Raw genomic sequence first — 13105 nt, forward strand, 5'->3', positions numbered from 1 at the left:
GGTAGAAGCGATGGACGACCATTTTGATGTTGCGGTACTGGGCATGGGGCCAGGCGGAGAGGTCGCCGCCGGGCGGCTGCTGAAGGCCGGGAAAAAGATCGCGGTCATCGAGCGGGAGCTTATCGGCGGGGAATGCGCGTACTGGGCGTGCATACCGTCCAAAACCGTGCTCAGGCCGCCGGAGGCGCGCACGGAAGTGCAAAGGGCGGCCGGGGTGTCCGGGGCGGAGCTGGACTGGTCGGAAACCAGCGGCTACCGCGATTACATGATCAGGCATCTTGATGACAAGGACCAGATCGACGGCTATGCCCGCCAAGGGGCTGAGGTAATCAAAGGTGAGGCCCGGATCACCGGACCCGGGCGTATCCTGGCCGGGGACCGGGAACTGAGCGCCGACCACATCATCATCGCCACGGGCTCGGACCCTGTCCTTCCGACCCTGGAGGGCCTTGATCAGATCACGGCCTGGACAAACCGGGAGACCTACACGGCCACGACACTCCCGGAGCGGGCTGTGATAATCGGCGGCAGCGCCGTCGGGGTTGAGACGGCCACGTTCCTGGCCCGTTTCGGCGTCAAGGTCACTCTGATCCACCGCGGGGACCGGCTCTTGGGGCGTGAAGAATCCCGGGCCGGGGAACTGGCATATCAGTATCTGCCCGAGGCCGGGGTCGAGATCCGGCTGGGAGTCACCGCCCGCCGGGGCCGCCGGGAAGGGGACCAGAGCGTCCTTGACCTCGACGACGGGACCGAGGTGGCCGGCGACGTCGTCGTCTTCGCCACGGGCCGCACCCCGCGCACGCAGGGTCTTGGCTTCGAGCATGCAGGAGTGGTCCTGGGTGACCGCGGCCAGGTGCAGGTTGATGAACATTGCCGGGCCGGCGAGAACGTGTGGGCGATTGGGGACGTCACCGGCATCATGCCCTTCACCCATGTCGCGAAATACCAAGGCCGGATCGCGGCCGACGCGATCCTCGGCACACCCCGGAAGGCCTTCTACGAAGGTATTCCGCGGGTCGTGTTCGCCGACCCCGAAATCGCCGCCGCCGGCCTCACTCTGGACCAGGCCGGACGACGGGGCCTGAAAACGGCTGCGGCCGAAATCGACCTCGCCGCCGCGATCACCCGGCCCTGGACCTACGAACGGGACCCGCGCGGGCACCTGGGTCTGCTGGCCGATACCGACCGCAAGGTCCTGATCGGTGCCTGGGCGGTGGCCCCGATGGCCGGGGAATGGATCCATCAGGCCTCCCTGGCCATCCGGGCGCAGATTCCCATCGAGACCTTGAGGGACCAGGTCGCCCAGTACCCGACGTATCACGAGGCGTACCAGGCTGCCCTGGACAAACTCGAGATCTAGCGCCGCCGAACACCCCGGGACGCTGGTCCCGGGGAACCCGGAACATGCAACTTCCAGGGAGGGATCATCATGAAGGTCACTGAAGCACTCGAAGACCTGGCTATCGCCTGGGTCGCCGGCTACGTGGGGACCAAGGCCATGGAACCGGTCAGCATGAAACTCTACGAGCTGGAGTCCGAACAGGACCGGGCCCGGGAAGACGCCGCCCGGCCCGGGCCACCCTATGAGCTGGCAGCGAAGAAAATTTTCGGCGCGGCGGGGATGGTGCTGGAGGGAAAGGCCTTGGAACGGGCCTCGATGTTCATGCACTACGGCCTCGCGCTGAGCTGGTCGCCCCTGTATGTGCTGCTGCGCCGTAAAACCCACATGAGCCCTCTGGGTGCGGGCCTGGCCACGGGCACGGCGATGTCGTTGATCGCCGATGAAATGCTGACGCCCCTGGCGGGGTTCAGCGCCCCGAACCGGGATTACCCCCTCGTGACGCACCTGCGCGGTTTCGTCGCACACCAGGTGTTCGGGCTCGCGGTCGCCGCGACCTGCGAGACACTCTGGGCCTTGCGCGGGCACCGCCCGTGAACGCCGCCGAGCCCTTTCCTCTGATCGGGGAGCTGGCGCCGCTTGGGGATGGCCGCTCTGCTGCCCTGATCGGCCCGGACGGGGCGGTGGAATTTTTCTGCCCGTTGCGCTTTGACGCCCCGGCCCTGGTGTTCCCGCTCCTTGACCGGACCCGCGGAGGCCGGCTGAGAATCGGCCCGGCGGCCGCCGGGGACGACGGGGCCGGGCTGTCCTGCCGGCGCCGTTACCTGGACGGCACTGCGGTTCTGGTCCTGGAATGGGCCGGCCGGTCCGGGTCAGCCCGGGTGACGATGGCCATGGCCTGGCCCGCCCCGGAACACGGACAGGAACTGTTGTGGCTGATTGAAGGGCTCGAAGGGTCGGTGGATGTCGAGGCCGTCTTCGACCCGCGTCCCGGCTTCGGCGCCGATGACGCCTGTCCGGTCCCTACTGCCGAAGGGGCGCGGCTGGAACATCCGGACTTTACCGCCGGGTTCGCCGTCTCAGGAATTAATCTGCACCTGAATGGGGCGGCCGTCCACGGGCACGGGGCGCTGCAGGCCGGGGACCGATGGGCGGCCCGGCTGCGGCTGGACCCAGCCGGAACAAGACCGGTTCCCTGCACCGCCGATCCGGTTGAGGTGGCCGCAGCCCTGGCCGTCACTGCGAAGGCCTGGCAGGACTGGACATCACACCTGGTCTACGACGGTCCGGGCCGGGAGGCCGTCCTTCGCGCCGCCATCACCCTCAAGCTGCTGATTTACGCCCCGACCGGGGCCGTCACCGCCGCGGTGAGCACGTCCCTGCCCGAAGATCCCGGCGGGGAACGGAACTGGGACTACCGGTACACCTGGCTGCGGGACGCCAGCTTCACCCTCAACGCCCTCTACCAGCTGAACTGCCGGCCCGAAGCGGCTGTGTTCGCCCGGTGGCTCTGCCGGACCACGGCCGCCGGCGGCCTTCCCCTGCGCGTGCTCTACCGCATCGACGGGACCACCCAGATCCCCGAGGCCTCCCTGACCGAGCTGGACGGGTACCGGTCCAGCCGACCGGTCCGCACCGGCAACGCCGCCGAAACCCAGCTGCAGCTGGACAGCTATGGGGAGCTGCTTGACTGCCTGAGCATCTGCGAGGTCTTCGGAGAGGACCTGATGCGCCGGGAATGGTCCCACTTCCGCCGGCTCGTGGACTTCACCGCCGCGCACTGGCACGAACCCGACAGCGGGATCTGGGAAGTCCGCAGCCGCCCCCGGCACTTTGTCCATTCCAAAGCACTGGCCTGGACCGCGCTGGACCGCGGCGCCCGGCTGGCCGAACTCCACCGCCTGCCCGGAGACATCAGTGCGTGGCGGGAAGCAGCCGGGAAATGCCGCGCCGAGGTCTTCGAGTCCGGGGTCAGGGACGGGCATTTCATCCGAGCCTATGACGACCCGGGCATGGACGCCGCCCTGTTGTTGCTGCCGATTGTCGGGTTCGTCGCCGGCGATGACCCGATCATGCTCGCCACCGTTGACGCGGTCCGTGCCGAACTCACCCCCGGGGACACGGTCCTTGACGGCCTGCTCTACCGCTACCTGCCCGCCCGCCCCGGCAGCAGCGGCGACGGACTCGACGGCGCCGAGGGCGCGTTCGCGATCGCCAGCTTCTGGCTCGTCGAATCCCTCGCCCTGGCCGGCCGGACCCACGAAGCCGAAAAACTCTTCGCAGGACTCGCGGCCCTGGGCGGGGAACTGGGAAACCTGGCCGAGGAAATCGACCCCGCCACCGGGGAACAGCTGGGAAACACGCCCCAGGCATTCACCCATATCGGCCTTATCAACGCCGGACTGCGCCTGGCCGGGACCTCCACCAAAGGCAGGCCGACCTCCCGGACCATCCCGTCAACACCAGAACCCCGACCGACGGAACGCATCCGTGTGGCGGGGAGGGCTGTAGCCCGTCAGGCTCCGGCCGCCACGATGGCGCCGGCGACAGGTAAGCGAAGCACCAACCGGATAACAAGTGAAAGGAACACTGATCATGAGTGAGACCGAGACCGGCCGCCCGGAAGGACGGACCCAGTACAGCAGCGAACCGGAAAAAATCTACGACGCGCAGCGGCGCCCCGGCACCCCGCTCGGGGCCGGGGAATACGTGCACGTGCTCGAAGGCTACCTGCGTGAATGGGTATGCATGGGCCAATGCAACATCTACATCGCCACCGCCCGGGACCAGGAACTCAAAGAACTGATCAGCCTCTACGAAAAAGACGTCTGCGACCCGAACATCGCCGAAATGCAGGAATTGCTCGAATCCTCCGGCTACACGGTCCCGCTGCCGCTGGACGCCGCGCCGACGAGCACGGACCCGGTCCAGACGGAGGCGATCAATGACACCACGATAGCCCTGGGGCAGTGGTTCGCCACCCGGGCATTCATGGATCTCTGGCATGCGGGGGCTGTAGCCAGCCAGCGCACCGACGTCCGTGACGCGTTCATCCGTAACTATCACCGCGCCAACCGCTGGCACATCGCCTACCACGAAACGGCCCTGCGCAAAGGTTACCTCCACGCCCTGCCGCAGGTCCCGGTCCAGCAATCCCCGCAATAATCCCCGCCGACCGGGCCGGGCAAGCCCTGCCTTGCCCTGCCGGCCCCTGGGCGCGGGGCCCGGAAGAAGCAGCAACTACAAAGACGAGGAAGGCAACGATGACCCAGACCACGGATGGGGTTTCCACCCTGCTTATTCTCGGAGCGCGCGGCGATCTTACCTCCCGCCTGCTGCTTCCCGGGCTGGGCCGGCTGCTGACCCTGGAACCGGAACGCCGGATCACCCTGGTCGGTTCCGCCAGGGCCGCCGCCGAGCAGTCCGGGTGGGACCAGATACTGAGCAAAGCATTTGCCGATGCCCGGGGACCAGCCGTCCGGCATACCCTGGACACGGCCCGCTATGTGAGCGCCGACGTCTCCAACCCGGATGACCTGCATCGGCTGTTCCAGGCCTGTGACGGTGTTCCGGCCCTGTATTTCGCGTTGCCCCCGGCGGCGACGGCGCGCGCCGTGGAGGTGCTGGGCAAGGCAGGAATGCCCGAGGGAACGGTGCTGGCCCTGGAGAAACCCTTCGGCACCGACACGGACAGCGCAAAGGACCTGAACAGGTTGCTGGCAGGCCTGGTCCCGGACGAGCAGGTGTTCCGGATCGATCACTTTCTGGGCAAGTCAACCGTACTGAACCTGCTGGGGTTGCGGCTGACCAACCGCATCTTCGAACCGTTGTGGAACAGGGACCATATCGCCAAGGTGGACATCGTCTATGACGAGGAGCTCGGGCTCGAAGGCCGCGCGGGGTACTACGACCGTGCCGGGGCGATGGTGGACATGATTCAAAGCCATCTGCTGCAGGTCATGGCCCTGGTGGCAATGGAACCGCCGGCCACCGTCGGTCCGGTGGATCTGCGGGCAGCCAAAGGCCAGGTGCTGAAGGTGGCACGGCTGTGGGCCGCTGACCCGGCGCAGGCCAGCAGACGCGCCCGCTACACCGCCGGCACCATCAACGGCCGCAGGTTCCCGTCCTATGCCGAGGAAAAAGATGTCGACCCGGCACGGGAAACTGAAACGCTGGCCGAAGTCGTCCTCGAGGTGACCAACCGCCGGTGGGCCGGGGTCCCCTTCACCCTGCGTTCGGGAAAGGCCGTCGGGCGCCGCCGCCAGGAAATCCGCATCACCTTCCACGAGGTGCCCGTGGTGCCGGGCGGCCTCCATGGAATCCAAGGCCCTACCGTGCTGCGGATCAGCCTGGGCCGCGGAGGGATGTCCCTGGAGCTGAACGTCAACGGCCCCGGGGACCCCTTCGTCTTGGACAGGGCCACCCTGAGCGCTGATTTCGGACCCGGCCGGCTGGACGCGTACGGGGAAGTGCTGCAGGCAATCCTGGACCGCGACCGGACCCTATCGATCCTCCCTGAGTCGGCAGAACAAAGCTGGCGGATCATCGACCAGGTCCGTGCCGGATGGAAAGCCGGCCGGGTCCCGCTGGAGGAGTACCCCGCCGGTTCCCCCGGCCCGGCATCGTGGACAGCGGAGCACGCAGTTCCCGGCGCATCAGCAAAACTGCCTGCCCGGACATGACAGGGTTTCCGGCTGAAGCCATCAGCCGCTCCCGGCCGCCGAGGCCCGCTACACGGGTGTCTTGAAGCTGCCGGCCAGCTCCTGCAGCCGGTAGAGCCACTGCGTCCACATCCCGAAGACCATCATGAGACCCATCAGAATCAGGATCAGGCCCCCGAGGATGTTGAAGATACGGATGCGGCGGCGGACAAAGGCGACCGAGCCACCTATCCAGCCAATACCCTGAGCGACGCCCAGAAAAGGCAGTCCCAGGCCCAGGCAATAGGAGAAGCCCAACAACGCCCCGCGCCACGGCGACCCGGACACTGTGCTCAAGGCCAGCACCGCGCTGAGCGTCGGCCCGATGCACGGTGTCCAGCCCAGACCGAAAACCACGCCCAACAGCGGGGCCCCGGCCAGGCCTGTCGAGGGTTTGAACGGCAGTTTGAGGGTTCTTTGGAGGAACGGAATACGGTTCATGAGGGCGAACCCCATCAGAATGACGGCAATTCCGAGGACATGGATCAGCACATCCTGCCACCGGAGGAGCCACATGCCGATAACACCGAAGGCCGCGCCGTACAGGGTGAAGACAACAGCGAAGCCGAGGACGAATAGCCCGATGCCCGCTGTGATACGGGCTTTGGCCCGCGGATTACCAGGGTCGGCCAGTCCCGAGACGTACCCGAGATAGCCCGGTACGAGGGGAAGCACGCAGGGTGAGAGGAAAGAGACGACTCCTGCAACAATCGCCAACGGCACGGCAATCAACAGCGACCCGGAGAAGACCGTGTCCGCGAAATATCCGCCTATCGTCATGGGTAATCGAGATCCTCTCCGGCAGGTTCAGGAACGCAGCCTCTGGCACCCGTCGCTGCGCCTGGTTCTGCGCGGTGGCGGAGGCGGGGGCGAAGGGCCGCGCCGTCCATATCAGGGCCGAAGTCAGGGAACCCCACGGCCGTGGTAAGACCTGGCCGGCAGCGCAGGCTAGCAGCATCCCCCCGTGGGTGGCAGGTCAGGCGGGAAGGACGTTCGCGTCCGGGTCCTGACGGCCTCGGGGGCCAGGGTTTCCGCCGCTTCGGCGGGTGCCGGGGCGCAGCAGTCAGCCTCCGGTTCCTGCAGTGCCTGGTCAGCAGTCCCGGGCAGATGCCCGTCGCGTTCCGGTGCGAAGGAGCTCCGGCGTGCCCACAGGCCGGCGGCCAGAACAACCACTGCAAGGGAGATGGCGATCACGCCGATGAGGACGGTGTGGGCGCTGATGAATCCGCTTACTGCCGAAGAGAGAGCGTTCATTCCTCCCGCGATGCCCTGATTGGGTTGACCGGTGACCAGCGCAGGCGCCCAGTAGGCGACAAGATATACCCCGGAGAGCACGAGCACCGCTCCGGCGACCCGGGGCAGATAACGGGAGGCCCGGTGCAACCCTTTGGCCAGTGCGCTGCTGGCCAGGGCGGAGGAGAGCGCCAGCAGAATCAGTACGGTCGCGGCGCCGCCTGCGTAGGCGGCGAAGACCCCGATCAGGGCAGGGATACTGTTGGCGGCCAGGGCTTGCGCGATCACGGCCAGCAGGACCGCCAATGTGCAGGAGAGCGAAGCGACGGCATAGGCCGCGCCGAACGCGACCATCGCTCCCGGGCCCCGCCCGGCACGATTGATCCGGTTCGAATTCACCGTCAAGCCGATATGCTTACCGGCGAGCATCGCGATGCCGACCCCGGCGAGCAGGATCCCGATGATGACGGCCACCCAAGGTACGGCGCCGATAATGCTGCGGAGCCCGATAGCTACCAACAGGCCTGTCAGGGTGAAGACCCCGGCGAATCCCAGACTGACCAGGGCGCCTGCCCCGAGCCCGTTCATGGCGCGGCGGAGCAGGCTGCCTGGCCCCGATCCGGTGTCTTCGTTCCGGCCGATGTAGTAGGCAAGAAAGGCCGGGAGCATGGCGAACCCGCAGGGGTTGACAGTGGAGAGCATGCCTGCGCCGAAGGCAAACGCGAGCGTTCCTGTGATCAAAGGGTTTGTCCTTACGATGCGGCGGCCGTGAGGGCCTTGGCGGTCTGATCAGCCGAAGGGTCCACCCCCCGGTAGACCTCCTTGCCGGAAGGGTCCAGCACCACGGTCGTGCCCAGGGCATCGACGTTGAACTGTTTGAGCAGCGTCCCATCATCGCGGACAAGGGTCAGCGGAGGGTTTCCGACCGAGCCCATGAACTGGTTCAGGACCTCCGTCGGTTCGCTCGGGTCCAAATCAACGGCAACCGCCGTCGCACCCGAGGACTTCGCCAGACCCGACGCCACGTTCTTGACTCCGGCGGCGCAGGGGCCGCAGGAGGCAGTGAAGAAATAGATAACTGTCGGTTTGCCCGTGGGCAGCTTCAGCGATGACCCGTCCAAGGCTTTGACCGTCACAGCTGTGGCCGGAGAACCGGGTGCCGGGGCCGCCGCGGGACCCTGGGAGGCGGGCGGAGCCGCGCCAGGCCCGGCCGGGGTTCCGCAACCGGCCAGCAGCAGCGCAGCGGTGATGCCCGAAGCAGTGAACACGGCACGGACGGTGCGGCGCCTGACTGCCGCTGTCTTCGGCGATGACGGTGCCGGTGGTGTCAGGGTGCTCATGGGCGGGTGGTCCTTTCCTGGTTCACTGGCGTGCTTTCGGGTCGTTTCCCGGTTTGTTCGGGAGCGGCCGGGGGCGGGGTGCAGCAGTCGTTCATTGTCGCTGCACCTGTATCGGGCCCGGCTGCCCGGTCCGCGGAGCCTGGGCCCGTGAGACCCTGCACACGGTTCCGGCTCCGGGCGCGGCGGCGCAGCGTGTAAAGGACCGCGCCGGCCAGGACCAGGGCAGCGATGGCCAGCACAACGGGGTTGCCCAGGATTCCGCCGACCAGGGCGAGACCGCCCCCGGCGAGCAGCGCCGGACCCGCACAGCAGGTGACGGCGAGAAACACCGCACCGATCGCGAGCAGGATTCCGCCGGGCCCCTGGCCCGGGTTTGAAGGACGTTCAGACATGAAGATCTCCTAAAAACGGACGCCGGACATGGTCCGGGACCCGTCGTCGTTGTTACCAGTCCTGAAAAGAGCGGGGTTTTCCATGAAAGGGGACTGCCCGGTCCGGCGCGCGGGAACAGAGCAATCGCACTCTGCGCCGGCCGCGGCCCTGCGACGTCGCACCACCTGCGCAACCACGAAAACGCCGGCCAGAACGGCCAGGGCAACGACACCGGCGGTGGCCAGCGGGTCCACCAGCAGCGCGCCGATCATCCCGAAGCCCCCGAATGCCCCCAAAGCGATCAGGAGCGGCGCACCACAGCAGGCCAGGTGCAGCAGGACGAAGATCCGGGAAGGCCGGGCCGGGGGTGCGGTGTCTTTCGGAGGAGTCGAGGACATATTCATTCCTTACGCTTCACAGTCACGCGGAGTCGATCACGGGTGATGTCCGGCGGCTTCACCCCTATAACCTCCAGTGTCAACCTTTCCCCTTAGGACAATGTCAAGTTCCCTGCCCGTCGCCACCTTCACAGGCGAAGACGGTGGCGGGGGCGATGCGGAAGGGCTGGGGCGCTACCGCCTATCCCCGCGATGTCTGCCATCAAAATCGGCGCGATGAACCATCCTCCGCCAGGAGTCCCCGATTGCCGACTTCGGATGCGGGTTCCATGGCACGCCGTTCCCTGTGTCTTGTTGCATCGATAAACAAGCGGCTGGCCGGGGCGGGTGGAACTCCGCCGCCGGGGCTGGTACACCCGAGGCAGAGATCATCGACGAAATGGCATCAACATTGGGTCGGATATTGCATAACGCTGTGTGGCGGGGCTTAGCCTTGGATGCCGCCGGTGCAGGGGGCTCCGGGTTCTGGGGTCTGGGGGCCTTGGCTGTATTTGTTGATGAATTGGGCCAGGCGCTTGTCGTTGCTGTTGTCCACGCTGAGCTGTTTGCCCCATGCGGTGATCGTGATGGGCGAAGTCTGGTCGGTGACGGGGCTGAGCAGGAGGTAGTCCTGGCTGCCGGCCAGTGAGGTCAGTTCGGCGATCTGGGCCTTGGGGAGTTCGGGGCGGTAGGTGAGCCAGACGGCGCCGTGTTCGAGGGAGTGTACCGCCCGGGTCGGTTCCACCGGGGTGGTGTAGATTCCGCAGTTCGTCCACACGGGTGCGTGGTCACCCCCGGTGGGCGGGTTCACCGGGTAGTTGACGGGTTCGCGGGTGTGGTTCCTGGACTGGCCGGGGAAGTCCTTCTCGCCCTCCACGGGGCGGGCGGCTTCAGCCGTGGCCTTCTCGCGCTGCTGTACCTCACCGACGACCACCAACGATGTTCCAGCGATGATCGAGGCGATGACAGCGCCGCCAGTGCCATAAATCATCCAGGCCTTGCGTTTGTCGGCGGCGCGCTGTTTTGCCTGGACGGCCTGCACTATAGCCTTTCGTTCCTCGGGGCTCTTCCGCGGTAACGGCATACGGGGTCTCGCTTTCTTCGGACGGGGTCAGAGTCTGCCGCGCAGCTCTTGGAGGGCGGTGATTTCCGCGGTCTGGGCGTCCACGACACCGGCCGCGAAATCACGGACCCGGGAGGTCTCGGACAGTTTTGCGGCGGCTGCTGCCATGGCGACGCCGCCCTGGTGGTGGCGGATCATCAGATCGGTAAACAGCTGCTCCGCTTCCTTCCCCGATGACCCGCGCAGCGCCTGCATCTGTTCTGGGGTGGCCATGCCCTCCATCGCGGTGCTGCTGGTCGGGACAGTATGGGGTGTGCCGCTTCCGTGGCCGCCGGCCGATGTTTTCATCCATGCCATGGGCGGCCCGGAGCGGGCCTGGGACAATCCCCAGTCCTGCAGCCAGGCGAACATCTGGCCGTTCTGGTGCTGCTGAGTGGTGGCGATGTCATATGCGATGGCGCGGAGCTCCGGATTCGCGGACTTGTCACGGATCAGCAGGGCCATCTCCACGGCCTGGGCGTGGTGTGCCTGCATGTCCCGGGCGAAGCCTGCATCCGGACCGGAGTCGGACACGGTCACCGGAGCAGGGGACACCCGGTCAACGATGAAGAACGCCAGGGCTGAGAGGATGACGACCGTAACGAAGACCATCCAGACATGCTTGCCCCAGTCCTGCCGGACAGGCGGGCGGGAACCAGCTGCCCATTCGGAGGTACGCGCGCCGTCCCCGGTGTTTGTGACGGAGTCCGGCGCTGCAGGCTCAGCGCCGGACTGGCCGGTGACAGCATGAAGGTCGCTGCCGCCAGGCGGTGGCGCCAGGGGAGGAACTGTTTGTCGTTCCCTGCCCGCCGCTGCCTGCAGGAGGGCGGCCAAGGGGCGGTGGGGTGCCATAAGAGTCTTCCTGGTGCTGTGGGACTGCAGGGTGGCCTGGCACGCCGTGGTTACGGGAGTGTCTTGTCAAGGAATGTCCGCAGCGCATCGGCTTTCATCGGCCTGGCATCGGCGCGGCCGAGGACCTTGCCATCGGACGCGACGACCACCGTGCTGTCCAGTGACGTGATCCCATATTTTTTGGTGAGCTGGCCGGTCTTGTCAACGACGTAGGGGTGACCGGGGTCGCCCGCCAGTTTGCGGAACTCATCGACCTGGGCTTTGGTGTTTTCCGGGGTCACGTCGACGGCTATGAAATCAGCCTTTCCGGCGTATTCCTGTTCCAGGTTTTTCATCGCTTCAGCCTGAGGCACGCAGGTGTAGCACCAGCTCGCCATGAAATACAGCACCGTTGGACGCGTCGAGGGCACGGTGACCGCTTCACCAGTCACCGAGGCGACCTCTATCCTCTCCACACTGTTTCCGCTGGCCGCGTCGGCTGACGTATCGGCTTCACCGCCGCGTTTCAGTGCCGTCGAGGCGAGAATCAGGACGAGGGCCACGGCCGCGATGATTGCGGCGATAGTGAAGAGGCGCCGGCGGTTTTTTGTCGTTGTCATGGCTTTCCTTGTTGCTGTCGGTCGGTCGTCGGTTCAGAGATCCCAAGGCCGGGGCTACAGCATGCTTCGGCGCCGTTCGCTGTTTCCACCGGGTCCTTGGGTGCGGTTCGGTCGGGCGTTTTCGCGTGGCTGCGGCGCCGGAGCGATATAGCTGCCGCGGTGAGTGCGGCTGCCGCGGCTGCCGCCGTGATCAGGGGCCAGGCCTCCGTGATGAAGGCGGATACTGCCACGCTCGCCTCGGTTATTCCTGAGCCCATGATGCCGCCGGCCTGGCCGCCGGTCAGGGCTGGCACCCAGTAGAGCAGCAGGTATATCCCGGCCAGGGCCAGGGCGGCCCCGCCCAGGCGGTTGACATAGGGCAGCAGTCGGCGGACGTGGTTCACCAGGGCGTCGCGGGCGACCGCGGCGCCAAGGGAGAGAAGGATCAGCACCACCGATGAGCCCAGGGCGTAGGCCGCGAACACTGACAGCAGTCCGGCCAGGCTTCCCGTGGACACGGCCTGGGCGACGACGGCCAGCAAAAGGGCCAGGCTGCAGGAGAGCGCCGCCACCGCATATGCCACGCCATAGCCAAAGACCGCCTTCAACCCCGACCCGTTCCCGCCCCCCTTCCGTGCAAACCGGTTCAGGTTCAGACCGGTGCCCGGCAGTTGCCAGCCGGCCAGCATTCCAAGGCCGGCGATCACAATCACCGCCCCGATCACCGCAGCGGCCCAGGGCAGGGCGGAGGCCACGGACCGCAGCCCCACGGCGAACAGGAGCCCCGTCGTGACAAAGACCGCGGCGAATCCGGCGCTCAAGGCCATTCCGGCACGCAACCCGGCCAGCAGCGGCCGTTTCCGTCCGGCCCCGGGTCCGGACCCGATGAAGTAGGCCAGGTAGGTGGGCAGCATCGCGAACCCGCACGGGTTCACGGTGGCGAGCATCCCGGTCAAAAAGGCCAGACCCAACGCCCCCGTCATGGGCAGCACCGCGCGTCGCGGTCGGCCACAACAGGGCGCTGGGTGACGTGTGGTTGTTCCGGAACACCAGGAGCCCTGTCCGGGCCTTCCTGGTGCATCCTGAACGATTGAGGGCCAGCTTCCGTCGGGGCGCAGCAATCACTTCCCGGCTTGGCATTTCGCGCGTGGCGCCGGCGCAGGGCCCGGATGATCAAAACACCCGCGACACTCGCGGCAGCGGCCATCATCC

14 protein-coding genes are annotated in these 13105 nt (G+C 66.8%); 5 read left to right on the plus strand and 9 right to left on the minus strand.

What is annotated here, in order from left to right; genetic code table 11:
- Positions 1-10: 10 nt before the first annotated feature.
- The 5 genes from ACHL_RS22680 to ACHL_RS22700 all read left to right on the plus strand — a co-directional run bounded on the left by ACHL_RS22680 (position 11) and on the right by ACHL_RS22700 (position 6021).
- A complete protein-coding gene (locus ACHL_RS22680) occupies positions 11-1360 on the plus strand; it encodes a dihydrolipoyl dehydrogenase family protein (RefSeq protein ID WP_012623508.1) in 1350 nt (449 codons plus the stop codon).
- Positions 1361-1429: 69 nt separating this feature from the next.
- Positions 1430-1936 (plus strand): hypothetical protein, encoded by a 507-nt coding sequence (locus tag ACHL_RS22685; RefSeq protein WP_012623509.1) that lies wholly within the window; start codon positions 1430-1432, stop codon positions 1934-1936.
- Complete coding sequence (locus ACHL_RS22690) at positions 1933-3942, plus strand: glycoside hydrolase family 15 protein (RefSeq protein WP_012623510.1); 2010 nt, start codon at positions 1933-1935, stop codon at positions 3940-3942. The genes ACHL_RS22685 and ACHL_RS22690 overlap by 4 nt, the downstream gene beginning before the upstream one ends.
- Complete coding sequence (locus ACHL_RS22695; RefSeq protein ID WP_012623511.1) at positions 3935-4504, plus strand: DUF3231 family protein; 570 nt, start codon at positions 3935-3937, stop codon at positions 4502-4504. Before ACHL_RS22690 ends, ACHL_RS22695 begins: the two co-directional genes overlap by 8 nt.
- Positions 4505-4602: 98 nt before the next feature.
- Positions 4603-6021, plus strand: coding sequence for a glucose-6-phosphate dehydrogenase (locus tag ACHL_RS22700; protein ID WP_012623512.1), 1419 nt, complete (start codon positions 4603-4605; stop codon positions 6019-6021).
- A gap of 48 nt (positions 6022-6069) precedes the next feature.
- Here the strand turns inward: ACHL_RS22700 and ACHL_RS22705 are convergent, their stop codons facing one another.
- From ACHL_RS22705 to ACHL_RS22745, 9 genes are all read right to left on the minus strand, one after another.
- Positions 6070-6819 carry a cytochrome c biogenesis CcdA family protein gene (locus ACHL_RS22705; RefSeq protein ID WP_012623513.1) on the minus strand — a complete coding sequence of 250 codons (750 nt, stop codon included), beginning with the start codon at positions 6817-6819 and terminating at the stop codon, positions 6070-6072.
- Between the two features lie 168 nt (positions 6820-6987).
- Positions 6988-8013 (minus strand): cytochrome c biogenesis CcdA family protein, encoded by a 1026-nt coding sequence (locus ACHL_RS22710; protein ID WP_012623514.1) that lies wholly within the window; start codon positions 8011-8013, stop codon positions 6988-6990.
- Positions 8014-8024: 11 nt separating this feature from the next.
- On the minus strand, positions 8025-8612 hold the full coding sequence (locus tag ACHL_RS22715; RefSeq protein ID WP_012623515.1) for a TlpA family protein disulfide reductase: 588 nt from the start codon (positions 8610-8612) through the stop codon (positions 8025-8027).
- The gene (locus ACHL_RS23655) at positions 8609-9004 is read right to left on the minus strand and encodes a hypothetical protein (RefSeq protein ID WP_012623516.1); all 396 of its coding nucleotides are present in this window, start codon (positions 9002-9004) and stop codon (positions 8609-8611) included. The genes ACHL_RS22715 and ACHL_RS23655 overlap by 4 nt, the downstream gene beginning before the upstream one ends.
- A gap of 9 nt (positions 9005-9013) precedes the next feature.
- A complete protein-coding gene (locus ACHL_RS22725; RefSeq protein WP_012623517.1) occupies positions 9014-9382 on the minus strand; it encodes a hypothetical protein in 369 nt (122 codons plus the stop codon).
- Between the two features lie 427 nt (positions 9383-9809).
- Positions 9810-10403 (minus strand): DUF3105 domain-containing protein, encoded by a 594-nt coding sequence (locus tag ACHL_RS22730; protein ID WP_244266599.1) that lies wholly within the window; start codon positions 10401-10403, stop codon positions 9810-9812.
- A gap of 69 nt (positions 10404-10472) precedes the next feature.
- Positions 10473-11315 carry a DUF305 domain-containing protein gene (locus ACHL_RS22735; protein WP_012623519.1) on the minus strand — a complete coding sequence of 281 codons (843 nt, stop codon included), beginning with the start codon at positions 11313-11315 and terminating at the stop codon, positions 10473-10475.
- A 50-nt stretch (positions 11316-11365) separates the two neighbouring features.
- A complete protein-coding gene (locus ACHL_RS22740; protein ID WP_012623520.1) occupies positions 11366-11914 on the minus strand; it encodes a TlpA family protein disulfide reductase in 549 nt (182 codons plus the stop codon).
- Positions 11911-12876, minus strand: coding sequence for a cytochrome c biogenesis CcdA family protein (locus ACHL_RS22745; protein WP_012623521.1), 966 nt, complete (start codon positions 12874-12876; stop codon positions 11911-11913). Before ACHL_RS22745 ends, ACHL_RS22740 begins: the two co-directional genes overlap by 4 nt.
- Positions 12877-13105 lie beyond the last annotated feature (229 nt).

This window comes from Pseudarthrobacter chlorophenolicus A6, assembly GCF_000022025.1.
Classification (GTDB): Bacteria; Actinomycetota; Actinomycetes; order Actinomycetales; family Micrococcaceae; genus Arthrobacter; species Arthrobacter chlorophenolicus.